Source organism: Pseudoduganella sp. R-43 (assembly GCF_049913255.1).
GTDB lineage: Bacteria > Pseudomonadota > Gammaproteobacteria > Burkholderiales > Burkholderiaceae_D > Rugamonas.
Window position 1 is genome coordinate 1,487,702 of sequence record NZ_CP183988.1, and the last position, 25,555, is coordinate 1,513,256.

22 protein-coding genes are annotated in these 25,555 nt (G+C 65.1%); 11 read left to right on the forward strand and 11 right to left on the reverse strand.

The features are described from left to right. Window positions 1-45: 45 nt before the first annotated feature. Window positions 46-960, reverse strand: a complete 915-nt coding sequence (locus ACN9M3_RS06970) for a DMT family transporter (protein WP_426321411.1) — start codon at window positions 958-960, stop codon at window positions 46-48. Next, the gene (locus ACN9M3_RS06975; protein WP_426321413.1) at window positions 960-2,060 is read right to left on the reverse strand and encodes an aromatic ring-hydroxylating oxygenase subunit alpha; all 1,101 of its coding nucleotides are present in this window, start codon (window positions 2,058-2,060) and stop codon (window positions 960-962) included. Before ACN9M3_RS06975 ends, ACN9M3_RS06970 begins: the two co-directional genes overlap by 1 nt. A 262-nt stretch (window positions 2,061-2,322) precedes the next feature. On the opposite strand from ACN9M3_RS06975, the gene ACN9M3_RS06980 reads away from it, so the two are divergent. Genes ACN9M3_RS06980 through dxs form a run of 3 tightly spaced genes read left to right on the forward strand, consistent with a single transcriptional unit; the run spans window position 2,323 to window position 5,319 of the window. After that, window positions 2,323-2,562: an exodeoxyribonuclease VII small subunit gene (locus ACN9M3_RS06980; RefSeq protein ID WP_426321415.1), complete on the forward strand. Its 240-nt coding sequence runs from the start codon at window positions 2,323-2,325 to the stop codon at window positions 2,560-2,562. Continuing rightward, complete coding sequence (locus tag ACN9M3_RS06985; protein WP_426321417.1) at window positions 2,559-3,449, forward strand: polyprenyl synthetase family protein; 891 nt, start codon at window positions 2,559-2,561, stop codon at window positions 3,447-3,449. Before ACN9M3_RS06980 ends, ACN9M3_RS06985 begins: the two co-directional genes overlap by 4 nt. 1 nt (window position 3,450) lies before the next feature. Further along, complete coding sequence (gene dxs / locus ACN9M3_RS06990; protein ID WP_426321419.1) at window positions 3,451-5,319, forward strand: 1-deoxy-D-xylulose-5-phosphate synthase; 1,869 nt, start codon at window positions 3,451-3,453, stop codon at window positions 5,317-5,319. A 162-nt stretch (window positions 5,320-5,481) separates the two neighbouring features. Here dxs and ACN9M3_RS06995 read toward each other — a convergent pair whose 3' ends face one another. Continuing rightward, the gene (locus ACN9M3_RS06995) at window positions 5,482-6,564 is read right to left on the reverse strand and encodes a hypothetical protein (RefSeq protein WP_426169101.1); all 1,083 of its coding nucleotides are present in this window, start codon (window positions 6,562-6,564) and stop codon (window positions 5,482-5,484) included. A gap of 93 nt (window positions 6,565-6,657) precedes the next feature. Here ACN9M3_RS06995 and ACN9M3_RS07000 point away from each other — a divergent pair, with 93 nt between their 5' ends. Beyond that, entirely contained in the window at window positions 6,658-7,392 is a 735-nt protein-coding gene (locus ACN9M3_RS07000; protein ID WP_426169103.1) for a M48 family metalloprotease, read from the forward strand. Here the strand turns inward: ACN9M3_RS07000 and ACN9M3_RS07005 are convergent. Then, entirely contained in the window at window positions 7,312-8,598 is a 1,287-nt protein-coding gene (locus ACN9M3_RS07005; RefSeq protein ID WP_426321422.1) for an SGNH/GDSL hydrolase family protein, read from the reverse strand. The two genes, ACN9M3_RS07000 and ACN9M3_RS07005, sit on opposite strands and share 81 nt — an antisense overlap. 103 nt (window positions 8,599-8,701) lie before the next feature. Here ACN9M3_RS07005 and ACN9M3_RS07010 point away from each other — a divergent pair, with 103 nt between their 5' ends. Continuing rightward, window positions 8,702-9,598 carry a LysR family transcriptional regulator gene (locus ACN9M3_RS07010; protein ID WP_426321424.1) on the forward strand — a complete coding sequence of 299 codons (897 nt, stop codon included), beginning with the start codon at window positions 8,702-8,704 and terminating at the stop codon, window positions 9,596-9,598. Here the strand turns inward: ACN9M3_RS07010 and ACN9M3_RS07015 are convergent. Continuing rightward, window positions 9,595-10,149, reverse strand: a complete 555-nt coding sequence (locus ACN9M3_RS07015) for a cob(I)yrinic acid a,c-diamide adenosyltransferase (protein WP_426321426.1) — start codon at window positions 10,147-10,149, stop codon at window positions 9,595-9,597. The genes ACN9M3_RS07010 and ACN9M3_RS07015 overlap by 4 nt on opposite strands. Window positions 10,150-10,251: 102 nt before the next feature. Between ACN9M3_RS07015 and ACN9M3_RS07020 the strand changes: the two genes are divergently transcribed. Genes ACN9M3_RS07020 through glcF form a run of 3 tightly spaced genes read left to right on the forward strand, consistent with a single transcriptional unit; the run spans window position 10,252 to window position 14,021 of the window. Further along, on the forward strand, window positions 10,252-11,709 hold the full coding sequence (locus ACN9M3_RS07020) for an FAD-linked oxidase C-terminal domain-containing protein (RefSeq protein WP_426321428.1): 1,458 nt from the start codon (window positions 10,252-10,254) through the stop codon (window positions 11,707-11,709). 1 nt (window position 11,710) lies between these two features. Then, window positions 11,711-12,787: a glycolate oxidase subunit GlcE gene (gene glcE, locus ACN9M3_RS07025; protein WP_426321430.1), complete on the forward strand. Its 1,077-nt coding sequence runs from the start codon at window positions 11,711-11,713 to the stop codon at window positions 12,785-12,787. A gap of 1 nt (window position 12,788) precedes the next feature. Further along, window positions 12,789-14,021 (forward strand): glycolate oxidase subunit GlcF, encoded by a 1,233-nt coding sequence (gene glcF / locus ACN9M3_RS07030; RefSeq protein WP_426321432.1) that lies wholly within the window; start codon window positions 12,789-12,791, stop codon window positions 14,019-14,021. A 2-nt stretch (window positions 14,022-14,023) separates the two neighbouring features. Here the strand turns inward: glcF and ACN9M3_RS07035 are convergent, their stop codons facing one another. From ACN9M3_RS07035 to ACN9M3_RS07055, 5 genes are read right to left on the reverse strand one after another with little or no spacing between them, the layout of a single operon-like run. Further along, on the reverse strand, window positions 14,024-15,007 hold the full coding sequence (locus ACN9M3_RS07035; protein WP_426321434.1) for an HD domain-containing phosphohydrolase: 984 nt from the start codon (window positions 15,005-15,007) through the stop codon (window positions 14,024-14,026). Continuing rightward, complete coding sequence (locus ACN9M3_RS07040; RefSeq protein ID WP_426321436.1) at window positions 15,004-18,036, reverse strand: MHYT domain-containing protein; 3,033 nt, start codon at window positions 18,034-18,036, stop codon at window positions 15,004-15,006. Before ACN9M3_RS07040 ends, ACN9M3_RS07035 begins: the two co-directional genes overlap by 4 nt. A 15-nt stretch (window positions 18,037-18,051) precedes the next feature. Further along, complete coding sequence (locus tag ACN9M3_RS07045; RefSeq protein ID WP_426169126.1) at window positions 18,052-18,537, reverse strand: glutathione peroxidase; 486 nt, start codon at window positions 18,535-18,537, stop codon at window positions 18,052-18,054. Then, window positions 18,537-19,673, reverse strand: a complete 1,137-nt coding sequence (locus ACN9M3_RS07050) for a PilT/PilU family type 4a pilus ATPase (RefSeq protein WP_426169129.1) — start codon at window positions 19,671-19,673, stop codon at window positions 18,537-18,539. Before ACN9M3_RS07050 ends, ACN9M3_RS07045 begins: the two co-directional genes overlap by 1 nt. Window positions 19,674-19,675: 2 nt before the next feature. Further along, complete coding sequence (locus tag ACN9M3_RS07055; RefSeq protein WP_426169131.1) at window positions 19,676-20,719, reverse strand: type IV pilus twitching motility protein PilT; 1,044 nt, start codon at window positions 20,717-20,719, stop codon at window positions 19,676-19,678. Window positions 20,720-20,776: 57 nt separating this feature from the next. Here ACN9M3_RS07055 and ACN9M3_RS07060 point away from each other — a divergent pair, with 57 nt between their 5' ends. From ACN9M3_RS07060 to ACN9M3_RS07070, 3 genes are all read left to right on the forward strand, one after another. Beyond that, a complete protein-coding gene (locus ACN9M3_RS07060; RefSeq protein WP_426321439.1) occupies window positions 20,777-21,484 on the forward strand; it encodes a YggS family pyridoxal phosphate-dependent enzyme in 708 nt (235 codons plus the stop codon). Window positions 21,485-21,488: 4 nt separating this feature from the next. Continuing rightward, complete coding sequence (proC, locus tag ACN9M3_RS07065; RefSeq protein ID WP_426321441.1) at window positions 21,489-22,325, forward strand: pyrroline-5-carboxylate reductase; 837 nt, start codon at window positions 21,489-21,491, stop codon at window positions 22,323-22,325. A 165-nt stretch (window positions 22,326-22,490) separates the two neighbouring features. Continuing rightward, window positions 22,491-23,354, forward strand: a complete 864-nt coding sequence (locus ACN9M3_RS07070) for a DUF4424 family protein (protein ID WP_426321443.1) — start codon at window positions 22,491-22,493, stop codon at window positions 23,352-23,354. On the opposite strand, the gene ACN9M3_RS07075 is transcribed toward ACN9M3_RS07070, so the two are convergent. Next, on the reverse strand, window positions 23,293-25,551 hold the full coding sequence (locus ACN9M3_RS07075) for an ATP-binding protein (protein ID WP_426321445.1): 2,259 nt from the start codon (window positions 25,549-25,551) through the stop codon (window positions 23,293-23,295). The genes ACN9M3_RS07070 and ACN9M3_RS07075 overlap by 62 nt on opposite strands. Window positions 25,552-25,555: the final 4 nt, after the last annotated feature.

The following is a 25,555-nucleotide window of genomic DNA, read 5'->3' on the forward strand; positions in this document are numbered from 1 at the left end:
TATAGCAGCTTAGCTCCGCGCATGACAGCGCGTGGGGCCGCCTGCTCAGACTTCACTGGCAATCGGGTCGGTTTCGGAAATGGCCTTGCCGCGATCCGTGCTGCGTGTGTTGTAGAACGTCGCGGCCACGCCGGACAGCAGGATGATCGCCATGCCTACCCAGCTTAACCAGCCGAAGCTGTCGCTGAACAGCAGGACGCCCCAGATGCTGGAGAACACAATCCCGGTGTACTGCAGGTTGGCTACCACCAGCGTCTTGCCGAGGCGGTAGGCGCGCGTCATTGCCACTTGCGCGGCGGTGGCGCACAGCCCCACGCCCAGTATCAGCAGGATGCTGCGCGAGTTGTCCAGCGGGTGCCAGTGCCAGCCGCTTTCCAGCAGGTGTCCGCTGAAACCGGCGAAGAGGTTGGTCACGCTGAAGAAGAACACCACGCGCGATTCGGGTTCGCCCGCCAGGCCCAGCTTGCGCACCTGCATATAGGCCATGGCCGACAGCACGGAGGAGCCGAGCGCCATCAGGGCCGGGCCCAGCTGGTTGGCGTCAAAGGCCGGCTGCAGCAGGCAGGTGACGCCGACAAAGCTCATGCCGACCGCCATGATCAGCGGCCATTCGACGCGGTTTTTCTGGTGCCACCAGCCATGCGCGAACAGCCACACGGCGATCCAGATCGGCGCCATGTAATTAAGCGTCATGGCCGTGGCCAGGGGGAGCTTGGCGATGGTGTAGTACCAGATCCAGAGGGAGAGCACGCCGACTGCGCCGCGCCAGAGGTGGGCCAGCGGCATGGTGGTCTTGAGGGTGCCGCCTTGCAGGCGCAGCATGGTGAACAGGATGATCATGCCGATCACTCCGCGGTACATCACCATTTCGGATACGCTGAATTCGTCGGACGCCAGTTTCACGCACACCCCCATGGCGGCGAACAGGAAACTGGCAACTAACATCCAGAGTGATTGCATCAGATGTCCAGTTTGCTCCGGTACCATTCATGGAAGTGCTGCATGCCGTCTTCCATCGGCGATTGGTAAGGGCCGGCGTCGTTTTCGCCGCGCTCCATCAGGATCTTGCGGCCGGCGTCCATGCGGGCGCCGATTTCATCGTCCTCGACGCAGGTTTCCATGTAGGCTGCGCGTTCGGCTTCGATGAATTCGCGTTCGAACAGCACGATTTCTTCCGGATAGTAGAACTCCACCACGTTGCGGGTGCGGTTCGGGCCTTCCGGCCACAGGGTCGACACCACCAGCACGTGCGGGTACCACTCGACCATGATGTTCGGGTACAGGGTGAGCCAGATCGCGCCGTGCTTCGGCGGTTCGCCGTTGCGGAACTTGAGCAGCTGCTCGTGCCATTTCTGGTAGGTGTCCGAGCCGGACTTCTTCAGGCCGCGGTTCACGCCCACGGTCTGCACGCTGTAGTCCTGGCCGAATTCCCAGCGCAGGTCGTCGCAGGTGACGAAGCTGCCCAGGCCCGGGTGGAACGGCTCGACGTGGTAGTCCTCCAGGTAGACCTCGATGAAGGTCTTCCAGTTGTAGTCGCAGTGGTGCACTTCCACGTGGTCCAGCATGTAGCCGCTGAAATCCAGGTCCTTCGTGACCGACAGGGCGCCCAGCTTGTCCATCACGTCGTAGCCGTTCTGCTCGAACAGCAGGCCGTTCCAGTTCTGCAGCCTGGCTTTCGGCAGGTTCAGGCACGGGGTGTCCGGGAAGTGCGGCGCGCCAATCAGCTCGCCCTTCAGGTCGTAGGTCCAGCGGTGCAGCGGGCAGACGATGGTGTCGGCATTGCCGCGGCCATTGAACATCAGCGCCTGGCGGTGGCGGCAGACGTTGGACAGCAGTTCGATGCCGTTGGCATTGCGGACCAGCATGCGGCCTTCATTTTCAGCCGCCAGCGTGGCAAAGTCGCCGATATTCGGCACCATCAGCTCGTGGCCGACGTAGCGCGGGCCTTTCTTGAACAGTTCCTGCATTTCACGCTGCAGCAGCGTTTCGTCAAAATAGACGTTGACCGGAAGTTGCGCGTTCGAACGCGCCAGCTTGGCGTGGCTACCCAGATCGGACATCCAAACCCCCCTTAATTAAATATCAAACCAAGAAGAGAAAGATCCGTAAAGACCTGAATTCAGATTATAAAAACGGTATTTCGGACAGAACCGGAGATTATAGCGCGGAATAGGCTATCTTCGCTGAACTTTCTGGGGCGGGGCGCCCCGCAGGCGGCGTGAATGTAATTGCAACGTTTCCACCCTGTTTAGAGGCCGCTTTTTAGACCGAATGCAGGAGTTTGTTCTAAAATAGCGGGCTACACTAGTGTTATATAGCTTTATGACCAAGAAAATGAATGCGCCCGCCACCTTTGAGGAAGCGATGGCCGAACTGGCCCAGCTGGTCAGCCAGATGGAAGCCGGCCAACTGCCGCTGGAAGCTTCGGTGGCCGCCTATGCGCGCGGCTCCGAACTGGTGAAGTTCTGCGCCGGCCAGCTCGACAAGGTCGAAGCCCAGGTCAAGGTGCTCGAAGGCGATATGCTCAAGCCTTTCGCCGAAGACGAGGAGGCAGCCCAATGAGCGCATCGTTCCAGGACTGGATGAAGACCATCCAGGCCGGCATGGAGCAGGACTTGTCGTCCTACCTGCCTGCCGAAGATGTTGTTCCAACCAAGCTGCATGCCGCCATGCGCTATGCCGTGCTCGATGGCGGCAAGCGCGTGCGGCCGCTGCTGGTGCATGCCGCCGGGGCCCTGTCCGGCGCCGACGCGCAGGCCCTGAGCCGCGCCGCCGCCGCCTTGGAAATGATCCATGCGTATTCGCTGGTGCATGACGACATGCCCTGCATGGACGACGACGCGCTGCGCCGCGGCAAGCCGACCGTGCACGTGGCTTATGACGAAGCCACCGCGCTGCTGGTGGGCGATGCGCTGCAGGCGCAGGCCTTCGGCGTGCTGGCAGGCGTCGAATCGGTGCCGCCGCAACGCCTGGTCGGCATGCTGCGCCTGCTGGCCGATGCCGCCGGTTCGGCCGGCATGTGCGGCGGCCAGGCCATCGACCTCGATAGCGTGGGCATCAGCCTGACGCTGGAACAGCTCGAGCGCATGCACCAGCTGAAGACCGGCGCGCTGTTGCGTGCCTCGGTCGTGCTGGGCGCGATGGCTGGGAAGCACTTGACGGATGCCGAGCTGGCGGCCCTGCACGATTATTCGCGCGCCATCGGCTTGGCCTTCCAGGTGGTGGACGATGTGCTCGACGCGACGGCCGATTCGGTCACGCTGGGCAAGACGGCAGGCAAGGATGCGGCGGACAACAAGCCGACTTACGTATCCATCCTCGGCCTGGAACCATCGATCGCCCTGGCGGAAAAACTGCGGCAGGATGCGCACGCTGCGCTGGCGCCGTTCGGAGAACAAGCTCTGCGCCTGCGTGAACTCGCAGACCTGATCGTGCAGAGGAAAGCTTAAAATGAAACTGCTTGAAACCATCAATAACCCGGCCGACCTGCGCAAGCTGGCTCGCCACCAGCTCACGCCGCTGGCCGAAGAACTGCGCAGCTTCCTGCTCGATTCCGTGTCCAAGACCGGCGGCCACCTGTCCTCCAACCTGGGCACGGTGGAACTGACCGTCGCCTTGCACTATGTGTTCAACACGCCGCAGGACCGCATCGTGTGGGACGTGGGCCACCAGACCTATTCGCACAAGATCCTGACCGGCCGCCGCGACCAGTTCCATACACTGCGCCAGTTGAACGGCATTTCCGGCTTCCCGCGCCGTGTGGAATCGGAATACGACACCTTCGGCACCGCGCACTCGTCGACCTCGATTTCCGCTGCGCTGGGCATGGCCCTGGGCGCCAAGATCAAGGGCGAGCACCGCCACGCGATCGCCGTGATCGGCGACGGCTCGATGACCGCGGGCATGGCGTTCGAGGCGCTGAACAACGCAGGCGTGGAAAAGGACTGCAACCTGCTGGTGATCCTGAACGACAACGACATGTCGATCTCGCCCCCGGTCGGTGCACTGAACCGCTACCTGGCGCGCCTGATGTCGGGCCAGTTCTATGCAGCAGCCAAGAACGTCGGCAAGTCCGTGCTGCCAGGCCCGCTGCTGGAAGTGGCCAAGCGCCTGGAAGAACACGCAAAAGGCATGGTGGTTCCTGCCACCATGTTCGAAGAGCTGGGCTTCAACTACATCGGCCCGATCGACGGCCATGACCTCGATTCGCTGATCCCGACGCTGCAGAACATCAAGCAGCTCAAGGGCCCGCAGTTCCTGCACGTGGTGACCCGCAAGGGCCAGGGCTACAAGCTGGCCGAGGCCGAGCCCATCCTTTACCACGGTACCGGCAAGTTCAATCCGGCCGAAGGCATCAAGCCTGCGCTGGCGCCTTCTAAGAAAACCTATACCGAAGTGTTCGGCGACTGGCTGTGCGACATGGCCAAGGCCGACAAGCGCCTGGTGGCGATTACGCCGGCCATGCGCGAGGGCTCGGGCATGGTGCGCTACGAGAAAGAGCACCCGGACCGCTACTTCGACGTCGGCATCGCCGAGCAGCATTCGGTGACCTTCGGCGCCGGCCTGGCCTGCGAAGGCTTGAAGCCGGTGGTGGCGATCTACTCGACCTTCCTGCAGCGCGCCTACGACCAACTGATCCACGACGTGGCGCTGCAAGACCTCGACGTGACCTTTGCGCTGGACCGCGCGGGCCTGGTGGGCGCCGACGGCGCCACCCACGCCGGCAATTACGACCTGGCCTACCTGCGCTGCATCCCGAACATGGTGGTGATGGCGCCGTCCGACGAGAACGAATGCCGCCAGATGCTGACGACCGCTTACCAGCATCCTGGTCCTGCGGCCGTGCGTTATCCGCGCGGCGTCGGCATCGGCGCGACCATTGTCCAGGAACTGACAACGCTGCCGATCGGTAAAGGCGAAATCCGCCGCAAGGGCCAGAAGATCGCGATCCTGGCTTTTGGTTCGATGGTGGCCCCGGCCATGGGCGCGGCCGAACTGCTGAACGCCACCGTGGCCAATATGCGCTTCGTGAAGCCGCTGGACGTGGAACTTGTCAAGCAACTGGCGGCCGACCACGATGTCCTGGTGACGGTGGAAGAGGGCTGCATCATGGGCGGCGCAGGCGCCGCCGTGGCCGAAGCCCTGGCGGCCGAAGGCATCATCAAGCCGCTCCAGATGCTCGGCCTGCCGGACAAGTTCATCGACCACGGCGACCCGGCCAAGCTGCTGGCGCTGGTGGGCCTGGATGCGGCCGGCATCGCGGCCTCGATCAAGGGACGTTTCGGCGACGAACCGCGCCTGGTGGTCAACAACGGCTGATCACGCACAGCCTGCAAGGGACGGCAAGAGGCGAGGGATGCTGGCCGGGCTCCGGAGTTCAGCCAGCTTGGCGGGCGCTGAGTGCCTATTGGTGATTGACCCCGAGGTGCTGCACGGGTTCAACCCGGCAGCGCTGGATGCCTCGATCCGGCGCGCCGCGCCTTAGGGCAGGCGTGCCACGCGCAGCGTTGGGGCTTCCTTGTCGCGTGCATCAAGCGTGAAGGAGTAGCGGCCGGCGCTTTCCACTTTGAGGCGCAGGCGCTTGCCCTGTTTGGCCAGCGGCACGGCTACGCCGTCCGCTAGCTGCTGTTCCGGCGCCGGCGCGCCAAGGCTGATTGCCGCCAGGCCGCGCGTGCCGACCTTGAATGAATGTGAGCCCTTGTCCAGGTCCAGTTCTGCGGCGTAGATGCCTTCCTCAACCCTGCGCAGCGGATTGCGCGAAGCCCAGTCGCTCATGGAACCGGTCACGAACAGCGTTTGCAGCCAGGGATTGGCTTTTTCTTCCGGCGTCAACTCCGGGGCGTAACGCAGCTCGATGCGGGCTTCGTTCGACCAATCGCTTTCGCCGATCGGCGAGCGGAAACTGAAGTCGCCGGTATCGAGCTTTTCGTGGCGTTCGCCGTCGATGATTTCGGCGCTTTCGAGCGGGCGCAGGCTGCGGAAGGCGAACCTGATCTTCTTCTTGTCAAAGCTCATGTCGCACCAGTTGGTCGTCATGGCGACAGTGTTGACGAACAGCTTCATCATCAGGCCCATTTCCTTCTTGGCGATGGCGATCATCACCTGGCATTCCAGGCGCAGGTCGCCCAGGCGACGGACGTTTTCCGGCAAGCCTGGCGTGCGGATATCGGGGTAGCCTTTCAGCACTCCCTTCTTGCGGTTCAGTATCAGATCGGCATCGTCATCGATTGCCGATTGCACGCGTGGCACGGCGAAGGTGCCGTCTTGCGCGATGGGGACCGGGATCGGTTCGCCGTTGCCGACAATGCGCAGGTAGAGGGCATCGCCGGCAGGCTGCTCCTGGCCCTCGCGCCCCGTCAGCCGGAAGCGCAGCTCCGGCACCGATGGCGCCAGCGCATGGTGCTCCTCGAATGCATCAAGGCCGGCCACGACGGCGCGGTAGGACTTCATGTCCGGATTCTTTACGCCCTGTACCTCGACGCTTGGAGTCGTCTCCTGGGCTGCCGCGCCACCTGTCGCGAACGCGACTGCGATGGCAAAAACGCATTGTTGAAATTTTCGCATCTGCGCAGTCTAACAAAATTCCATCAAATCTTGTGCCTGCGGCGAGTGTCGCCTAGATTGGTATAAATAGTTTATTCCAATCGAGGGAGTGAAATGCGCTATCTCCTGCTCGCACTGCTGGTCTCGGCCTCGCAAGCCATGGCGCAGGTTCCCGAATCCGGCCGCTGGCAGGAGCTGCGTTTTCCCGCCGAAGAAGTCGAGCAACAGGCGGAGAGCCAGTATATCGAGCAGACGGTGTCGCTGGCTGCTGTTGGCCGGCTTGACCGCGACAAGGTCCTGCTGCTGCGCGTGAAGGGCATCGCCGATGGACTGGTGCGCGCAGCCAGCTCGCTAAGGCCCGCTGCTGCGGGATGGCCGTGGGAATTCCACGTTACCGACGATCCGGCTGTGGAAGCCGAAAGCCAGGCCGGCGGAAAATTGTTGGTCGGCAGCCTGTTTGTCGAACGCCTTCGGCTGAATGATGGCGAACTGGCGGTCCTGCTTGCGCATGAAATTGCCCACGTCGTCGCAGAACACGAGCGCGAAACCCTGTCGGAGGCCTTGCTCGACAGCCGGCGCGACTTGCCGCTCGATGTGGTTCTGGAGCGGTTGGCCTCCGACGTGCCCCTGCAATTCCGCCTGTCCAAACTCGCCGCGATCCAGGAGCGGGAGGCTGACCAGCTTGGCATGCTGATCGCCTATCGCGCGGGCTGGCCATGCGCGGCCATGCTGACCTTTTACAGCAAGCTTGCCGCCGATTCCCCCGCCTTAACCGTGCTCGCCAGCCACCCCAGTGGCGCCACTCGCCTGAGCCTTGCCAAAGGCATGTCGCGCTTGCTTGGCGATTAATGCTGCGGCGCGTGCCATTTCGGCATAGCCAGCGTCGCTGGGGTGCAGGTGGTCACCAGAGTCGAATTCGGGGCGCAGGCGGGATGGGTGCGCAGGGTCTTGCAGCAGGTGGTCGAAATCGATAATGGCGTCGAACTCGCCGCTGCGGCGGATCCACTCATTGACTTCGCGGCGTACGCGCTCCTTGGCGGGCGAGTAGTGGCCGGCGTAGGGCGTGCCTTGCAGGGCGTCTTCGAAGGGCAGCAGCGTGCCGCCGACGATGCGCACTTGCCGGGCGCGTGCGGCGGCGATCAGCTTGCGGTAGCCGGCGATCATGGCGCCGGCCGTGACTGGCGGCTCGTGCGGGGCAAATGCGCTGCCAGGCCAGCCGATGTCGTTGATGCCCAGCAGGACGATCACCGTGTCCACGCCTGGTTGCGACAGCACATCCCGCTCGACGCGCGCAGCCGCCTTTTCGCCCATGCCATCCGCCAGGAGGCGCGCGCCGGAAATGCCGGCATTGACCACGGCGACGCCCTCGGCACGCTCGGCCAGCTGGTCGGGCCAGCGCAGGTTGCGGTCGGGTGTGGAGCCGTTGCCGTCGGTGATTGAATCTCCGAGAGCGACAACGGTGCGTCGCGCTGGGCCGGAGACTTGCACGGCACTCAGGAAGGTGCGGCCAGCCAGCGCTTGGGCGCCCGGCAGCTCGGCGGCAGCGGCCCAGTTGCCGGGAGCCGCAAAGGCCGTTTGCTGCGCACCCCAGTGGAAAGTCGTGAGCGGAGAGCGTTGCGGCAGCCAGGTGGAAATTGACAGGCGCTGGCGGGCGCCAACCGCCAGCGGGGCCGCGTCGCTGGTGACCGACTGTCCCGGCGCAATTGTCACGCTGCGCTGGCCACCAAAGGTCAGTTGCACGCCTGCGCCATCTTGCTGCGACGTAGCTGCGCGCGACGGTTCGCCGCGGGCCGGCGCCAGCCGCACTTCGCCGATCACGAGCGGCGCGCTGCCATAGCGGTTGGAATAGCTGACGCGCACCTGGTCGCCGCCGACGCTGGTGCGCACGAACTCCCGCACTGTCTGCGCCTCCAGCGACGGCGGCATCATGGTGGGCAAGGCGAATTCGGCGCCCCAGGCCGGCATCGGCGCAGCGTACCAGCTGGTGCGCCATTCGGCTGCATGGACGGCTGTTGCGGCGAGCAAGGCAGCCAGGGAAAAAGCAAGGCGTTTCATGTGGATTCTCCAGTCAAGTTCGGATGGAGCCATGCTCCATTATTCCGATGTCGACTGGTAGTCGCGAAAATGGACTATAGTTAAGTCCAAAAAGGAATGATGGATGGACACTTTACGCTCCCTCGAATGCTTCGTGCGTGCCGTTGAACTGGGTAGTCTTTCGGCCGTCGCCCGCGAGCAGCACACCACGCAATCGAATATCAGCAAGGTCGTCGCGGCGCTGGAGGCCGACCTTGGCGTGCGACTGCTCGAACGCAGCACGGCCAGCCTGTCGCCGACCGTGCCCGGACGCCGCTTTTACGAACGCGCCCGCGGCGTGCTGGAAGAATATGCCGACGCGGTAGCCGACGTGCGCGGCGAGACGGCTGCCGCCAGCGGCCTGCTGCGCATCAATGCACCGGTGGCCCTGGGGCAGTTCTGCCTCAACGCCTATGTGCAGGACTTCCTGCGGCAATACCCCGCCATTGAAGTTGAACTGATCCTGAACGACCGCATGGCGGACCTGGTGGAAGAGGGCGTGGACATCGCGGTGCGTCTCGGCAGCGACTTGCCGCCGAACGTGATCGCGCGCCGCATCGGGGCTTCGCCGCGCCTGCTGGTGGCCGCGCCGTCCTACCTGAAGACGCACGGCACGCCGCAAACGCCCGCTCAACTGGGCGAGCACGAATACATCCGCTTCGCCTGGTTGAGCAGCGGGGACACGCTCGAATTATCGGATGGGGAGCAAAATGTGACAGTCGCCACGCACGGCCGTTACCGCGTCAACAATGCGCTGGCAATCCGCGATACGCTCGCTGCTGGCGGAGGGATCGGCTTGTGCCCGGAATGGCTGGTGCATGACTTGCTGGCCCAGCGCAAGCTGCGCCGGGTGCTGCGCGGCTGGCGGGGGCCGGCGCAGGAACTGCACCTGCTCTACCCCAGCCGCCGCTACCTGCCGCACCGGGTGCGGCTCATGCTCGACTACCTGCAGCAGCGCTTTGCCGCGCAGGCCGGCTTTTAACCGCGCTTGCGGTCGTGGTGCCACAGCACGTCGCTGCCGCCTGCAAAGCGGTTCAGCACACGCGCCAGCACGAACATCAGGTCCGACAGGCGGTTCACGTACTGGCGCGGGAAGTCGTGGATGGTTTCGTTCTTGCCCAGCGTGACGATGGCGCGCTCGGCGCGGCGGCATACGGTGCGGCACACGTGCGACAGCGCCGCGGCGCGCGAACCGGCCGGCAGGATGAATTCCGTCAGCGCCGGCAGCGTCGCGTTGTACTTGGCCAGCAGCGCATCCAGGCGCTCGACGTGTTCTTCCTTGATCATCTGGTAGCCCGGAATGCACAGCTCTCCACCCAGGTCGAACAGGTCGTGCTGGATCGAGACCAGTTCCTCGCGCATCTCGTCCGGCAGCGCTTCGGCCAGCAGCACGCCTAGGTTGGAGTTCAGCTCATCCACTTCGCCGATGGCCTGGATGCGCACATTGTCCTTGTCCACGCGGGAGCCGTCGCCCAGGCCGGTGGTGCCTTTGTCGCCGGTGCGGGTGGCGATTTTCGAGAGTCGATTACCCATTGCAGCCTCAAATTGTCGTTAACGGTGGCAGGATACGACAAATTACCATTGGTTGGGAGGGGAATTCCGCGTGCTTGCAGGATTTGAACTTACAATGGATCAATGAAAAACAGCACAGCCTTTGTTGCCGCCCTGCGCGCGGCCCTGCCGCCATCGAGCGTGCTGTCGGAAGCGGAAGACACGCGTCCCTATGAGTGCGATGGCCTGTCGGCGTATCGCCAGCTTCCCATGGCGGTTGCCTTGCCGGCTGACGAAGCTCAGGTGCTGGCCGTCCTGCAGGTCTGCCGCGAATTCAATGTGCCGATCGTGCCGCGCGGCGCGGGTACCGGCCTGTCCGGCGGCGCCATGCCGATTGCCGACGGCCTGGTGCTGTCCACCGCACGCATGAACCAGATCGTGCGCATGGACGCCTTTTCACGCACGGCAGTCGTGCAGCCGGGTGTGCGCAACCTCGCCATCTCCGAAGCTGCCGAACCATACGGCCTGTACTATGCGCCCGATCCTTCCTCGCAGATCGCCTGCACCATCGGCGGCAACGTGGCGGAGAATTCTGGCGGCGTGCACTGCCTGAAGTACGGCCTCACCGTGCACAACGTGCTGCGCGTGCGCATGGCAACCATCGAGGGCGATGTGGTGGAGCTGGGCGGCGAGTCCCTCGATGCCCCGGGCCTGGACCTGCTGGCCGCCTTTGTCGGCTCCGAGGGCATGCTGGGCATCGTCACAGAGGTCACCGTCAGGCTGGTGCCCAAGCCCGCCAGTGCGCGCGTCATCATGGCTTCCTTCGACGAGGTTGGCGCAAGCTGCAGCGCAGTGGCTGACGTGATCGCGGCCGGCATCATCCCGGCCGGCCTGGAAATGATGGACCGCACTTCGTCGCGCATGGTCGAACCCTTCGTGTGCGCCGGCTACGATACCGATGCCGCCGCCATCCTGCTGTGCGAAGCCGACGGCACGGTCGATGAGGTCGAAGAGGAAATCGCCCGCATGACGGCCGTTCTGCAGGCGGCCGGCGCCAGCGCGGTACTGGTCTCGAACAGCGAGCAGGAGCGCCTGAAATTCTGGTCCGGCCGCAAGAACGCCTTCCCGGCAGCAGGGCGCATTTCGCCCGACTATTACTGCATGGATGGCACCATCCCGCGCAAGCAGCTTGCGCGCGTGCTGCTTGGCATTGAGCAGATGGAAGCCAAGTACGGCCTACGCTGCGCCAACGTGTTTCACGCGGGCGACGGCAACCTGCACCCGCTGATCCTGTTCGATGCCAACCAGCCCGACGAGCTGCATCGCGCCGAAGCTTTCGGCGCCGAGATCCTGGCGCTGTGCGTGGAAGTGGGCGGCACCATCACCGGCGAGCATGGCGTGGGCATCGAGAAGATCGACTCCATGTGCGCCCAGTTCAGCGATGCCGAACTGGCGGCCTTCCTTGCGGTGAAGCGGGCGTTCGATCCTGTGTCGCTGCTGAATCCGAACAAGGCGATTCCAACGCTGAACCGCTGCGCGGAGTTCGGCAAGATGCATGTGCGTGCGGGACGTTTGCCGCATGCCGGATTGCCGAGGTTCTGAGATGGATGCGATGCTCGAACAGTTCCGCGCCCGCATCCAGGCTGCCAGCGCCGATGGCACGCGGCTGATGCTGCGCGGCGGCGGCACCAAGGACTGGTATGGGCAGAACGTGGTCGGCGATGTTTTCGATACCCGCGCCTATGCCGGCGTCGTCGAATATGAGCCGACCGAGCTGGTGGTCACGGCACGCTGCGGCACGCCGCTGACCGACATCGAAGCCTTGCTGGCGCAGCATGGACAGATGCTGGCCTTCGAACCGCCGCGCTTCGGCGCCGGCTCGACCATTGGCGGCGTGGTGGCCAGCGGCCTGTCCGGCCCGCGCCGCGCCACAGCAGGCGCCTTGCGCGACTTCGTGCTGGGCGCGCAGCTGATGGATGGCCGCGGCGAACTGTTGTCCTTCGGCGGCCAGGTAATGAAGAATGTGGCCGGCTATGACGTATCGCGGCTGCTGGCCGGTTCGCTGGGGACGCTGGGCCTGGTCACCCAGGTGTCCTTGAAGGTGCTGCCCGTGCCTTTCTGCGAGGCGACCATCCGCTTCGAGGTGGACGAAACCGGGGCGCTGCGCATGATGAACGAGTGGGCCGGGCGGCCGCTGCCGGTGTCGGCGACTTGCTGGCATGGCGGGATGCTGACCGTGCGCCTGTCGGGAGCCCAGGCGGCAGTAAGGGCGGCGCAGGCTGGCATGGGCGGCGAGGCGCTGGCCGACGGCAGCGCGTTCTGGAGCGCCTTGCGCGACCAGCGCGGCGATTTTTTCGCGAGCGCAGAGGCGGGAGCGGCGGAGCTGTGGCGGCTGTCCGTGCCAAGCGCCGCCAGCGCGCTGGTGATGCGCGGCGAACAGCTGATCGAGTGGGGCGGGGCGCAGCGCTGGCTGCGCGTCGACCACGGCGTCGCCGAAGACATTCGGCGCGTCGCGGCTGCGGCCGGAGGACACGCTACGCGTTACCGGGTCGCGAGCGAAGATCTTGGCGCAGGCGTTGGGGCCTTCCATCCGCTGGCGCCGGCGATCGCGCGCATCCACGAACGACTGAAGGCCGCCTTCGACCCGGCGGGCATTTTCAATTGCGGCCGCATGTACTGATATGCAAACGAACCTGGCAGATTTCATCAAGGGCACGCCGGACGGCGACGAAGCGGAAGCGATCCTGCGCGCCTGCGTGCATTGCGGCTTTTGTACTGCGACCTGCCCGACATACCAGCTGTTGGGCGACGAACTGGATGGGCCGCGCGGCCGCATCTACCTGATCAAGCAGGTGCTGGAGGGTGCGCCGGTGACGGCCAGCACCCAGCTTCACCTGGACCGCTGCCTGACTTGCCGCAATTGCGAAAGCACCTGTCCTTCCGGCGTCAAGTATGGGCGCCTGGCCGACATCGGCCGCAAGGTGGTTGAGCAGCGCGTGCCGCGCAAGCTGCCGGACCGCATCCGGCGCTACGTGCTGAAGGAAGCCTTGCCGCGCCGCTGGCTGTTCGAACCGGCCCTGCGCGCGGGGCAGTTGCTCAAGCCTTTGCTGGGCAAGCCGTTGCAGGACAAGCTTCCCGCGCGCCGGCCCGCGAGCGCATGGCCGGTGCGAGCGCACGCCCGCAAGATGCTGGTGCTCGATGGCTGCGTGCAGCCCGGCCTGGCGCCGAACATCAACGCGGCCGCTGCGCGCGTGCTGGACACCCTGGGCGTGCAGTTGCTTGCTGCACCCGGCGCCGGCTGTTGCGGGGCGCTGCGCTTTCACCTGAACGACCAGGATGCGGCGCTCGACGATATGCGGCGCAATATCGACGCATGGTGGCCATACGTGGCGCAGGAGCAGGTGGAGGCGATTGTGATGACCGCTTCCGGCTGCGGCGTCACGGTCAAGGAATACAGCCATCTGCTGGCGCACGACGGCGCCTATGCCGCCAAGGCGGCGCGCATTTCGGAAATGACGCGGGACCTGAGTGAAATCCTGCCGGCGTTCGAGGCCGAACTGGTGCAGCGCGCAGGCGCGCGCGCTGCCGGGGCGCCGGTCGCGTGGCACCCTCCCTGCACGCTGCAGCACGGCCAGCAGATCCGCGGCAAGGTCGAGGGGCTGTTGCGCGCGCTGGGCGTCGAGGTAAGGATGTGCCGCGATGCGCACTTGTGCTGCGGTTCAGCCGGCACCTATTCGCTGCTGCAGCCGGAATTGTCGCTGCAGCTGCGCGACCGCAAGCTTGCCAGCCTGGCCGGCACCGGCGCCGAACGGATCGTCTCGGCCAATATGGGCTGCATCGGGCACCTGCAGTCCGGCACGCAAACGCCGGTCGAGCACTGGATCGAACTGCTCGACCGCGCCTTGCACGGCTAGCTTCAGCGCTCGGCCCACTTGTCCATGATGCGCGTCACCTCGGGCAACTGGTCGAGGAACAGGTCCACCAGCCGCGGCTCGAAATGCCGGCCGCGCTGGTCCTTCATCCAGGCGCAGGCATCCTCCAGCTTCCAGGCTGCCTTGTAAGGGCGCACGGACGTCAGCGCATCGAAGACGTCGGCTACCGCCACGATGCGGCCCGCCAGAGGGATGTCCTCGCCGGCCAGGCGATTGGGATAGCCGCTGCCGTCCCATTTTTCATGATGGCACAGCGCCACGTCGTGCGCCATGGCCAGCATGCCGCCCTCGTGCTGGCCGATGATGTGGGCGCCGATGCCGGGGTGGGTTTGCATGACCAGGTATTCTTCCGGCGTCAGGCGGGCAGGTTTTTGCAGGATGCTGTCGGGGATGCCGATCTTGCCGATATCATGCATGGGGGCGGAAATGAACAGGTCATCCGCGTCCTGCTCGTCGAGGCCGGCGGCGGTGCCGAGCAGGCGGGCATAATGGCTCATGCGAATCACGTGCAGCCCGGTCTCGTTGTCCTTGTACTCGGCTGCCAGGCCAAGCCGCTGAACGATGGCCAGGCGGCTGGCGCGCAGCTCCTCCATGCGCACCATTGAGAGGTGCAGCTTGACGCGGGCCTTGACCACGGCAGGGCTGAGCGGCTTGCTGATGAAGTCCACCGCGCCCGCTTCGAAGCCGTCCACTTCGTCGTTCGAATCGGTCAGCGCGGTGACGAAGATCACGGGGATATTGGCGGTGGCAGGGTTGGCCTTCAGTACCCGGCAAACGTCGTAGCCCGTCATTTCGGGCATCATCACGTCAAGCAGGATCAGGTCGGGTTTTTCGTTGACCGCCAGCTCGATGGCGCGCGCGCCATCCTTGGCAAACAGCAGCCGGTAGCCGTCCTGCAGGATCTGGCGCAGCAGCTGCAGGTTGGTCGATTCGTCGTCGACGGCAAGCACGGTGGCTTGTCGGGTCATGGCGTATTCCTTTGCGTGTCCAGGCACTCGTCAAGCAGCGCTTGCAGGGCGTCGCGGGCGGCCGGGAAGTCGAAGTCGTCCAGCGCGCGCTGCAGGGCCTGCAGGTGCGCTTCGGCAACGCAGCCGCGCAGCACATCGGCCAGCGCGGCCAGTTCCTGCTGCTCGAAGCTGCCGCGCTCCAGCGACTGCAGCATGGCCTTGCCCATCGCCTGCACCTGCTCCAGGTCGAGCGGCGACGCCGGCGTTGCGGACTGCGCAAGCGGGTCGCCGGCATCGTCCCGCGCCCACACGGCGGCCAGGGCGTCCGCCAGACGCTGCGTCGCCTGTTCCAGCAAGGCCGGCAGCCCGGCACGGCCGTCCTGCGCCTGCAGGCCGGTCTCCAGCCGCCACAGCGCATCTGCCAATTGTTCCATGCCAAGGTTGGCGGCGGCGCCACGCAGGCGGTGCGCCAGGGCTGCGCAGGCTGCGTGCTGGCCAGCAGCAATTGCGGACCCGAGTTCCCGCTGCGCGCTCTCATAGTCTTGCGCGAAGCGCTGCAGCGCGCGCTGGTAGGCTTCGCGCTGGCCGGCCCAGCGCGCCAGGCCCTTGTCCGCATTCAGCACCATGCCGCGCACCGGGCTGGCCGCTGGCGCCAGTTGCGGCGCGCCGGACGGCATGCCAAGCACGCGCGCCAGTTCCTGCGTCAGCACGGCCACGTCCACCGGCTTGGTGGTGAAGCCGTCCATCCCGGCCTCCCGCGTGGCGTCGCGGTCGCGTTCCAGCACGCTGGCCGTCATGGCGATGACCGGGGTGCGCTTGCGGCCCGCGGCCGCTTCGTCGGCGCGGATGCGGCGTGTGGCCTCCAGGCCGTCCATGCCGGGCATCTGCACGTCCATCAGGATCGCATCGAACTGCGCTTCGGACGCCAGTTGCGCAGCCATGGCGCCGTCGCTGGCGCCGGTCACGGTATGGCCCAGCTTTGCCAGCAACAGCATCAGCACTTCCAGGTTCTGCGGCACGTCGTCGGCAGCCAGGAGATGCATCGGCGGCAGCAAGGTGGGCGCTGCCGCGCTGCGCACGGCTTCGTCGCGCGCCGCCAGCAGCGGCAGCAGCACGTGGAAGGTGCTGCCCGCGCCCGGCGTGCTGTCGGCCCACAGGCGGCCGCCCATCAGCTCCACCAGTTGCTTGCAGATGGTGGTGCCCAGGCCGGTGCCGCCGAAGCGGCGGTTCATCGAAGCGTCGGCCTGCACGAAGGGCTCGAAGATGGCAGCCATGCGGTCGGGCGCAATGCCGATGCCGGTATCGCCGACGACGAAATGCACCAGGCGCCGCTCGTCTTCGCGCTCGGCGTTGACGGCCAGCGACACGCTGCCCTGGCTGGTGAACTTGACGGCGTTGTCCAGCAGGTTGGTCAGCACTTGCCGCACGCGCAGTTCATCGCCGTGGATCCAGTTCGGCAGTGCCGGGTCGTAGTGCAGCGACATCGCCAGGCCCTTGGCCTTGGCCGCATTGCCCATGCTGGAAGAGAGTTCGTCGGCCAGGGCCAGCAGGCTGAAATCATGCAGTTCGAGTTCCACCGCGCCCTTGTCCAGCTTGGCGGTATCGAGGATGGCGTTCAACAGGCGCAGCAGCGAACGGCCGGCATTGCGCACCGTGTCGAGGTGGCGCCGCTGCACGGCGCTCAATTCGCCATGCAGCAGCACGTCGGTGAAGCCAAGGATGGAGTTCATCGGGGTGCGGATCTCGTGGCTCATATTGGCCAGGAAGGCGGCGCGTGCCGCCGCTGCCTGCTCGGCGCGCTCCTTGGCAATGCGCAGGTCCTGCTCCATCAGGCGCCGGTTGCTGATGTCGAGCACCACGCCGTCCAGCAGTTCGACTTCGCCGTCCGGGCCGAGCACCACGTTGCCGTTGCCCCAGAACCAGTGGATGCTGCCGTCGCGGTGGATGATGCGGTATTCCAGCGTGAACGCGCGGCGCTGTTCGACCGCGCTGCGGCAGCCTTGCTGCACGCCCGGCCAGTCGTCTGGATGCACCAGTTCCCCGAACAGGCGCCGGGGCGGATCGCCGAGGAAGTCGGAGGCGGGGTAGCCGGTCATGCTTTCGATGGCGTCGCTGACGAATACCAGCGGCCAGCCTGGCGCATTGCGGCAGCGGAAGGTGATGCCGGGGATGTTGGCGACCAGCGAACGCAGTTGCTCTTCGCTGGCGCGCAGCGCCTGTTCCAGGTCGCTCACGTGGTGGAACAGTGCGCGGTAGCGCAGCATGCCGTTGGCGAACACCACCAGCGCCGTCAGCAGCGCGGTGGTCAGGGTCACCGCCAGCGCCAGAAAGCCGGCATTCGCGATGCCGCTGGCCGGGTCGAGCGGCACGCGGCCGACGAAGCGCGCCGCAGCCATGCCGGTATAGTGCATGCCGGAGATGGCGCAGCCCATGATGACGCCGGCCGCGGCGACGGTCCCGCGTTCCCCCAGCCGGCGGCGCAAGCCCTGCGAGCCCTGCAAGCCGAAGCGCACCCACAGCGCCAGGGTCGCCAGCGCAATGGCGACCACGATGGACAGCCCGAACATCCACGGGTCATAGCGCAGATGCAGCGCCGAGCGCATGGCCGCCATGCCCGTGTAGTGCATGGCGCCGATACCCGCGCCGACCAGTACCCCGCCCACCAGCAGGCTGCGCACGCCGATACGATGACGGCCAAGCAGCGGCAGGGCGACGCTGGAAGCGGCGATGCTGGGCAGCATCGACAGCAGGGTGGTGGAAGGATCGTAGGAAACCGGCGTGCACAGGTTAAAGGCCAGCATGCCGATGAAGTGCATGGCCCACACGCCGCTGCCGAGCGCAAAGCTGCCGGTCGCCAGGGCGGCCAGGCGCAGCGTGCGCTTGCTGCTGCGTGCCGCCTGGCCGGCCATCTGCAGGCCCATGGCGGAGGAAAAACTCGCCACCAGCAGCGACAGGATGACAAGCGAGGGAGTGTAGATCCCGTAGGTGAGTAGCGCCGGGTCAGCTGGCGGCGAAAACAGCTGGATCAAGTAGTGCTTGATCTCGCCCATGGCGGCGCTTCCTCCTTACTGCGCTATCAGCTTCCTGATCTCGTCTGCCAGGTCGGCAGGCTTGGTGGTCGGCGCATAACGGTCATGGATGCTGCCGTCCTTGCGCACCAGGAATTTGGTGAAGTTCCACTTGATGCCTTCCGTGCCGAGGATGCCCGGCGCATTCTTTTTCAGGTGCTGGTACAGCGGGTGCGCGTTGTCGCCGTTGACGTCGATCTTGGCGAACACCGGGAAAGTGACGCCATAGTTCTTCTCGCAGAAGGCGCCGATTTCGTCGGCGCCGCCAGGCTCCTGCTGGCCGAACTGGTTGCAGGGGAAGCCCAGCACTTCGAAGGGCTGGCCGGCGAACTGCTTGTGCAGTTCCTCCAGCCCCTGGTACTGCGGCGTGAAGCCGCATTTGCTGGCCGTGTTCACGATCAGCAGCACCTTGCCCTGGTACTGTTTCAGGTCCACCTGCTGGCCTGACAGGCTGTCGGCGCTGAAGTCGTAAACAGTGCTCATCAGACGATCCCCAGGTGCTCGGTGCCGGCGGCCAGGTCGCGGTTCCTCGCTTCCTTCGATTCCAGCTTGATGGCCAGGCGCAGGTCGTTGACCGAGTCCGCGTTGCGCAGCGCATCTTCATAGGTGATCTGGCCCGCTTCGTACAGGTCGAACAGCGCCTGGTCGAAGGTTTGCATGCCAAGTTCGCGCGAGCGCTTCATCAGCTCCTTGATCTCGTGCACCTGGCCCTTGAAGATCAGGTCCGCGATCAGCGGGGAGTTCAGCATGATTTCCACCGCCACGGCGCGGCCCTTGGCATCCTTTTTCGGAATCAGGCGCTGCGAAATCATGCCCTTCAGGTTCAGCGACAAGTCCATCAGCAGCTGCTGGCGGCGCTCTTCGGGGAAGAAGTTGATGATACGGTCCAGCGCCTGGTTGGAGCTGTTGGCGTGCAGGGTGGCCAGGCACAGATGGCCGGTTTCGGCGAAAGCGATCGCGTGGTCCATGGTCTGGCGGTCGCGGATCTCGCCGATCTGGATCACGTCCGGCGCCTGGCGCAGGGTGTTCTTCAGCGCCACTTCCCAGTCCTCGGTATCGACCCCCACTTCGCGCTGGGTGATGATGCAGTTGCGGTGCGGGTGCACGAACTCGACCGGGTCTTCAATGGTGATGATGTGGCCGTAGCTGTTTTCGTTGCGGTGGCCCACCATGGCCGCCAGCGTGGTCGACTTACCGGAACCGGTCGCGCCGACCATGATCACCAGGCCGCGCTTGGACATGATCACGTCCTTCAGGATGGGCGGCAGGCCCAGTTCGTCGAATTGCGGGATCGAGCTGTTAATGGTACGCAGCACCATGCCGACCGCGCTCATTTGCACGAAGGCCGAGACACGGAAGCGCCCCAGGTCGCCGGGGCTGATCGCGAAGTTGGCTTCCTTGGTCAGTTCGAAAGAAGCGGTCTGCTTGTCGTTCATGATCGAACGGGCCAGGTCGGAGGTGTGGGCCGGCGTCAGCGCCTGCGCCGACACGGGCGTCATCTTGCCGTCGATCTTGATGGCCGGCGGGAAGCCGGCGGTAATGAATAAGTCGGAGCCCTTCTTGCTGACCATCAGGCGCAGCAAGTCGAACATGAATTTTGAAGCCTGGTCGCGTTCCATGGTTAGCCTGGGAAGTTATCTGGGATCTTGGCCGCCGAGCGTGCTGCGGCCGGGGAGATCATGTTGCGACGGATCAGGTCCGTCAGGTTCTGGTCCAGCGTCTGCATGCCAACGTTGTTGCCGGTCTGGATCGAGGAGTACATCTGCGCGATCTTGGCTTCGCGGATCAGGTTGCGGATTGCCGGGGTGCCGATCATGATTTCGTGCGCGGCGACGCGGCCGGAGCCGTCCTTGGTCTTGAGCAGGGTTTGCGAAATGACCGCCTGCAGCGACTCGGACAACATGGCGCGCACCATTTCCTTTTCTTCAGCCGGGAACACGTCGATGATACGGTCGATGGTTTTCGCGGCCGAGGAGGTGTGCAGGGTGCCGAACACCAGGTGGCCGGTTTCCGCCGCCGACAGTGCCAGGCGGATGGTTTCCAGGTCGCGCAGCTCGCCCACCAGGATCGCGTCCGGGTCTTCCCGCAGCGCCGAGCGCAGCGCGTTGTTGAACGACAGCGTATGCGGGCCCACTTCGCGCTGGTTGATCAGGCACTTCTTCGATTCGTGCACGAATTCGATCGGGTCCTCGATGGTCAGGATGTGGCCGTACTCGTTTTCGTTGAGGTGGTTGATCATCGCTGCCAGCGTGGTCGACTTGCCGGAGCCGGTCGGACCGGTCACCAGCACCAGGCCGCGCGGCTTCATGGCGAAATCGGCGAAAATCTTCGGTGCGTTCAGTTCTTCCAGCGTCAGGACCTTGGAAGGAATGGTACGCAGCACGGCAGCGGCGCCGCGCTCCTGGTTGTAGGCGTTGACGCGGAAACGCGCTAGGCCCGGAATGGCGAACGAAAAGTCGCATTCCAGCATCTCTTCGTATGCCTTGCGCTGGCCGTCGTTCATGATGTCATAGATCATGCCGTGCACGTCCTTGTGCTCGAGCGGAGGCAGGTTGATGCGGCGCACGTCGCCGTGCACGCGGATCATCGGTGGCAAGCCTGCCGACAGGTGCAAGTCGGATGCCTTTTGCTTGAAGGAGAATGCGAGAAGTTCGGAAATGTCCATTTATAATCCCTGTGCTTTTTCAATAGCCAAAAAAGCTTGGCACTGTCTCATTCGATTATGTCCACAATAGCCCACAACTTGCAAGTTGTTACTGAAGCAATTAACGTTGCCGCGCGCGAAGCGCGGCGCGCGCCCAACGAAGTGCAGCTGCTGGCCGTCTCCAAGACCTTCCCGGCGCAGGCAGTTTTCGAGGCGGTGCTGGCGGGACAGCGTGCTTTCGGTGAAAACTACGTGCAGGAAGGTGTGGACAAGATCCACGAACTGGCAAGAATGCGCGGCTGCACGCCGTTGGAATGGCATTTTATTGGACCAATCCAGAGCAATAAGACGCGTCTTATAGCTGAAAACTTCGATTGGGTGCACACGATTGAACGCGAAAAGATCGCGCAACGCCTGAGCGAGCAGCGGCCGCAAGGCCTGCACCCCATGCAGGTGTGCATCCAGGTCAATACCAGCGGGGAAGCCAGCAAAAGCGGCGTGCTGCCCGCCGGCGCCGCAGCGCTGGCCCGTACCGTGACCGCGCTGCCGCGCCTGGTCTTGCGCGGCCTGATGTCCATCCCCGAGCCGCAAGACGATTTCGACCAGCAGTGCGCGGCCTTCCGCGTCCTGCGTGAACTCTCCGATCAACTGCGTGCCGAGGGCCTGGCGCTCGACACGCTGTCGATGGGCATGTCGGCCGATATGCGCGCCGCCATTCATGAAGGCGCGACCATCGTGCGCGTCGGCAGCGCCATTTTCGGCGCCCGCGACTACAACAAAGGATAACGTGATGAAGATTGCATTTATCGGCGGCGGCAACATGGCCGCCGCGCTGATCGCCGGCCTGGCCGGCAAGCTGGCGCCCGGCGCCAATATCCACGTGGTGGACCCGAACCCGGCCTCGCTGGAAAAACTGCGCCAGGAATACGGCGTCACCGTGGCCGCGGCGGCCGGCGAGCCGGTGGCGGCGGCCGAGGTGCTGGTGCTGGCGGTCAAACCCCAGGTCATGCACGAAGTGACGCAGCAATTGCTGCCGCTGCTGCAGGCGGCGCAGGCGGCCGGCCGCTCGCCGCTGGTGCTGTCGATTGCGGCCGGCATCCGCGCCGCCGACCTGTCGCGCTGGCTGGGCGGCTACCAGGCCATCGTGCGCACCATGCCGAATACGCCGGCCCTGATCGGCATGGGCGTGACCGGCATGGTGGCTTCCGCCGGCGTCAGCGTCCAGCAGCGCGAGGCGGCCGACCAGATCCTGCGCGCCGTGGGCGCCACGGTATGGCTGGACGATGAAGCGAAGATCGACGCCGTGACAGCCGTTTCCGGCAGCGGTCCGGCCTATGTCTTCTATTTCATCGAAGCGATGCAGCAGGCGGCCGAGGAGCTGGGGCTGACGGCGGAGCAGGGCAAGGCGCTGGCCATGGCCACCTTTACCGGCGCGGCCCAGCTGGCGCTGCAGTCGCCCGACCCGGTGCCGGTGCTGCGCGAGAAAGTGACCTCCAAAGGCGGCACCACCTATGCAGCCCTGACCAGCATGGAAGCGAGCGGCGTCAAGGCCTCCATCATCGCCGCCGTCAAGGCTGCCGCCGCGCGCGGCAAGGAGCTGGGCGAGCAGCTCGGCGCCGCCGGCTGACGCCGGGCGGCTTCCCTGGCTTGCCAGGCCATGCGCTTGGCTCGCCGGGCCAGTGGACCCGGTGTGGCACAGCACATATCATTCTTGCTTTATTGATATTGGAATGGAGCAGGATATGCGCAGGACGATCGCGGCTGGCCTGGCAGTGCTGGCTGCGACATCCGCATGCTCAGCGAACACCTGAGTATTTCCGTCAAGCGCATCGAAGTGGAATACCGCTTCCGCAACGAGAGCGCGCGCACGATCGAAACCGTGGTCGCCTTCCCGATGCCGGAATTCCACTGGGACCCGGAACAGGATGCGAACTGGCGCAATATCGGCCCGGTCGAGAGCTTCCTGGTGCACGTCGATGGCAAGCCGGCCGTGGTGCGTGCGGAACGCAAGGCTTTGCTGCAGGGGCGCGATATCACGGCGCTGTTGCGCCGGGCCGGCTTGAGTGAAGACCACATCTTCCGCACCTTTGGCGATGCCTTCGATACCGGCGGCATGACGCTGCCGGAGGCGGTGGTGGCACGCCTGCATGCACTGGGCGCGAGCGACCAGAGGATGCCGCAATGGCGGGTGGCGGAAACGGCGTACTGGACCCAGGCCTTCCCTGCCGGGAAGGAAGTCGTCGTCACGCATTCCTATCGGCCCTTTGCCGGCCGCATCTTCGGCACCTATGATGACGCAAGGCCACCTTCTGAAGATAGCGTCCCGCTCTCATCCATCGGGGAACAGGATCGCGCCTGCCTGGCGGAAGGGGGAATGAAAGCCGTGTTGAACAAGGCACGCCAGAAAGTGAAAGATGGCGCCAGATCGGGCTACATCAACCTGAACGACGTTGAATACATCCTCGGTACGGGGCGCAACTGGAAAGGCAGCATCGGCGAGTTCACGCTCGACATCGTCAAGGAGGCACCGCAGGACACCGTCTCGCTATGCTTCCCCGGCAAGCCGGAACGCATCGGCGAGCGCACTTTGCGCTTCAAGATGCGTGACTATGTGCCACAGGAGCGGCTGGTGCTGAATTTTTACAGTCTTGAATAAGGGCCAGTTCGGCCAGCAGCGCCGCCAGCTCGCTTTCCACTTCGCTGACAAGCGGCGGGATGCGCTCGATCATGCCCGCGTTGGCAAGCGTTTCGACCAGGCCGCACAGGGCACTGAGTTCGCGCGCGCCAAACAGGCCGGCGCTGCCTTGCAGGCTATGCGCGTTCAGGCTGATGGCCGGCACGTCGCCGCACTGGATGCCCCGCCGGATTGCGGCAAACTGGCGCGGGCCTTCCTGCATGAAGGCGGCGCAGGCTGCGGGGCTTAAGGCGCGCGTCGGCGCCGGCGGCACCACGCTATCCGCGGTGCCGAACATGGCGTCAAGCTCGGCACGGCGCGGCGACTGCATCAGCAAGCCGGCGTGGCGGCCGATTTCCGCATGCAGGTTTGCCTCGTCGATCGGCTTGGGCAGGAAACCGTTGGCGCCGGCTTCCATGAAGCGCTCACGCTCTTCGGCAGCTGCGTTGGCGGTCAGGGCGATGACCGGAATGGCAGGCTGCCGCACGCGGGCCGCACCGGCACGCAGCAGGCGCAGGGCGGCGATGCCGTCCATGCGCGGCATGCGGCTGTCCATGATCACCAGGTCGAAGTCGCGTTCCGCCAGGCGCGCCAGCGCAGCGGCGCCATCTTCCGCGATCGTGACGGCATGGCCCATTTCGCCGAGCAGCTCGCGCAGGATGATCTGGTTGGTGCTGCCGTCTTCCGCGCACAGGATCTGCAGGCGCGCGGCATGCGGGGCGCGCGCCTCCAGCGCCCTTTCGGTTGCGGGCTGTCCTGCCTGCAGCGGCAGCCACACCTCGAACACGCTGCCGGCGCCGCGTTCGCTGCGCACCTCGATTGTGCCGCCCAGCGCGTCGACAATGTTCTTGCAGATCGCCAGTCCCAGGCCGGCGCCGCCGTACTTGCGCGAGGTGGCTGCATTGGCCTGCTCGAATTTTCGGAACAGGCGGGAAATCGCATCGGGCTCGATGCCGATGCCGGTGTCGCTGACGGCCAGCGCGATGCCGCCGTTGTGCGCCACGCTGGCCATCAAGCGCACTTCGCCGCGCTCGGTGAACTTGACGCCGTTGCCCACCAGGTTCATCGCCACCTGGCGCAGCCGTACCGGATCGCCGCGCCACCAGCGCGGCAAGGCCGGGTCGATCTCGGCCACCAGCGAAATGCCCTTGGTCTCGGCACGATCGGCCAGCAGCGCCACCACGTCGCGCAGCAGGGCCGGCAGGTCGAAGTCGATGCTTTCGAACGGCATCTTGCCCGCCTCCAGGCGCGAGAAATCGAGGATGTCGTTAATGATGTGCAGCAGCACCTCCGCGTTGCCCAGGCTGATGCGCAGCTTGTTGCGTGTTTCGGCCGACAGGCTGGCGTCCTTCTTCGCAAGCTGCAGCATGCCGATCACGCCGCCCAGCGGTGTGCGCACTTCGTGGCTGATCATGGCCAGGAATTCCGACTTCTGCTCGTTCGATTCTTCCGCCGCCTTGCGTGCAGCCATTGATTCGCGCAATTCCAGGTCGCGCGCCTGCAAGGTGGCGACCTGCTTTTCCAGCGCTTCCTGCACCGCACGCTGGCGCGCCAAGGCGCCTTCCAGGCCGTGCAGCAGGTAGGCGCAGGACACCACCAGCACCGCAGCCACCAGCGTGAAGTTCAGCGACACCAGCGACCAGTGCATCAGCAGGGTCACAAACACCTTGCTCAAGCCAGGATCGATGTTCCCGAAATAGCCGACGATGAAAAGGGTGGCGCTGCACCAGAGCAAGGCCACCATGGCCGGGCGTAGCCCGAGCAGCACGGTGCACAGGATCGGAACGGCAAGCAGGTAGGGCTGGACCAGCGGCCCCACGGAAAAGAGCTGGACCAGTGCAAGCAGGTAGCTGATGGCCAGGAATGCCAGCGCGCGGAAGCGGAACGACAAGGCGCGATAGCAATACAGGATGCCGACGCAAACCAGGGCGGTGATATCGCTCACGATCAGCGGCCACTGGTTCATCTTCATGCTGCCCACGACGCTGGGGATTGCCACCACCAGCCCGAGGAACAAGGCAACGGCGCACAAGCCGTTCAACAGGTTGTTGCGCCAGGTTTGCAGGTTGTCGGCCTGTTCGTTCAGGCCATCGAGCCGGCGGGACAGGAAGTCCCCGGCCCCGTCGTACTGCGGGGGCCGGTCCGGTGTGGTGGAAGAACTCTTGGCGCGGACGAACATTGCA

Bases quoted from the DNA above. Each gene is read 5' to 3' on its own strand.
- dxs (WP_426321419.1), top strand. From the start codon at position 3,451: ATGAAACTGCTTGAAACCATCAATAACCCGGCCGACCTGCGCAAGCTG.
- ACN9M3_RS06970 (WP_426321411.1), bottom strand. From the start codon at position 960: ATGCAATCACTCTGGATGTTAGTTGCCAGTTTCCTGTTCGCCGCCATG.
- ACN9M3_RS07020 (WP_426321428.1), top strand. From the start codon at position 10,252: ATGAAAAACAGCACAGCCTTTGTTGCCGCCCTGCGCGCGGCCCTGCCG.
- ACN9M3_RS07005 (WP_426321422.1), bottom strand. From the start codon at position 8,598: ATGAAACGCCTTGCTTTTTCCCTGGCTGCCTTGCTCGCCGCAACAGCC.
- ACN9M3_RS06985 (WP_426321417.1), top strand. From the start codon at position 2,559: ATGAGCGCATCGTTCCAGGACTGGATGAAGACCATCCAGGCCGGCATG.
- ACN9M3_RS07045 (WP_426169126.1), bottom strand. From the start codon at position 18,537: ATGAGCACTGTTTACGACTTCAGCGCCGACAGCCTGTCAGGCCAGCAG.
- ACN9M3_RS07010 (WP_426321424.1), top strand. From the start codon at position 8,702: ATGGACACTTTACGCTCCCTCGAATGCTTCGTGCGTGCCGTTGAACTG.
- ACN9M3_RS06975 (WP_426321413.1), bottom strand. From the start codon at position 2,060: ATGTCCGATCTGGGTAGCCACGCCAAGCTGGCGCGTTCGAACGCGCAA.
- ACN9M3_RS07075 (WP_426321445.1), bottom strand. From the start codon at position 25,551: ATGTTCGTCCGCGCCAAGAGTTCTTCCACCACACCGGACCGGCCCCCG.
- ACN9M3_RS06980 (WP_426321415.1), top strand. From the start codon at position 2,323: ATGACCAAGAAAATGAATGCGCCCGCCACCTTTGAGGAAGCGATGGCC.
- ACN9M3_RS07015 (WP_426321426.1), bottom strand. From the start codon at position 10,149: ATGGGTAATCGACTCTCGAAAATCGCCACCCGCACCGGCGACAAAGGC.
- ACN9M3_RS07060 (WP_426321439.1), top strand. From the start codon at position 20,777: ATGTCCACAATAGCCCACAACTTGCAAGTTGTTACTGAAGCAATTAAC.
- proC (WP_426321441.1), top strand. From the start codon at position 21,489: ATGAAGATTGCATTTATCGGCGGCGGCAACATGGCCGCCGCGCTGATC.
- ACN9M3_RS07070 (WP_426321443.1), top strand. From the start codon at position 22,491: ATGCTCAGCGAACACCTGAGTATTTCCGTCAAGCGCATCGAAGTGGAA.
- ACN9M3_RS07040 (WP_426321436.1), bottom strand. From the start codon at position 18,036: ATGGGCGAGATCAAGCACTACTTGATCCAGCTGTTTTCGCCGCCAGCT.
- glcF (WP_426321432.1), top strand. From the start codon at position 12,789: ATGCAAACGAACCTGGCAGATTTCATCAAGGGCACGCCGGACGGCGAC.
- ACN9M3_RS07000 (WP_426169103.1), top strand. From the start codon at position 6,658: ATGCGCTATCTCCTGCTCGCACTGCTGGTCTCGGCCTCGCAAGCCATG.
- glcE (WP_426321430.1), top strand. From the start codon at position 11,711: ATGGATGCGATGCTCGAACAGTTCCGCGCCCGCATCCAGGCTGCCAGC.
- ACN9M3_RS07035 (WP_426321434.1), bottom strand. From the start codon at position 15,007: ATGACCCGACAAGCCACCGTGCTTGCCGTCGACGACGAATCGACCAAC.
- ACN9M3_RS07050 (WP_426169129.1), bottom strand. From the start codon at position 19,673: ATGGAACGCGACCAGGCTTCAAAATTCATGTTCGACTTGCTGCGCCTG.
- ACN9M3_RS07055 (WP_426169131.1), bottom strand. From the start codon at position 20,719: ATGGACATTTCCGAACTTCTCGCATTCTCCTTCAAGCAAAAGGCATCC.
- ACN9M3_RS06995 (WP_426169101.1), bottom strand. From the start codon at position 6,564: ATGCGAAAATTTCAACAATGCGTTTTTGCCATCGCAGTCGCGTTCGCG.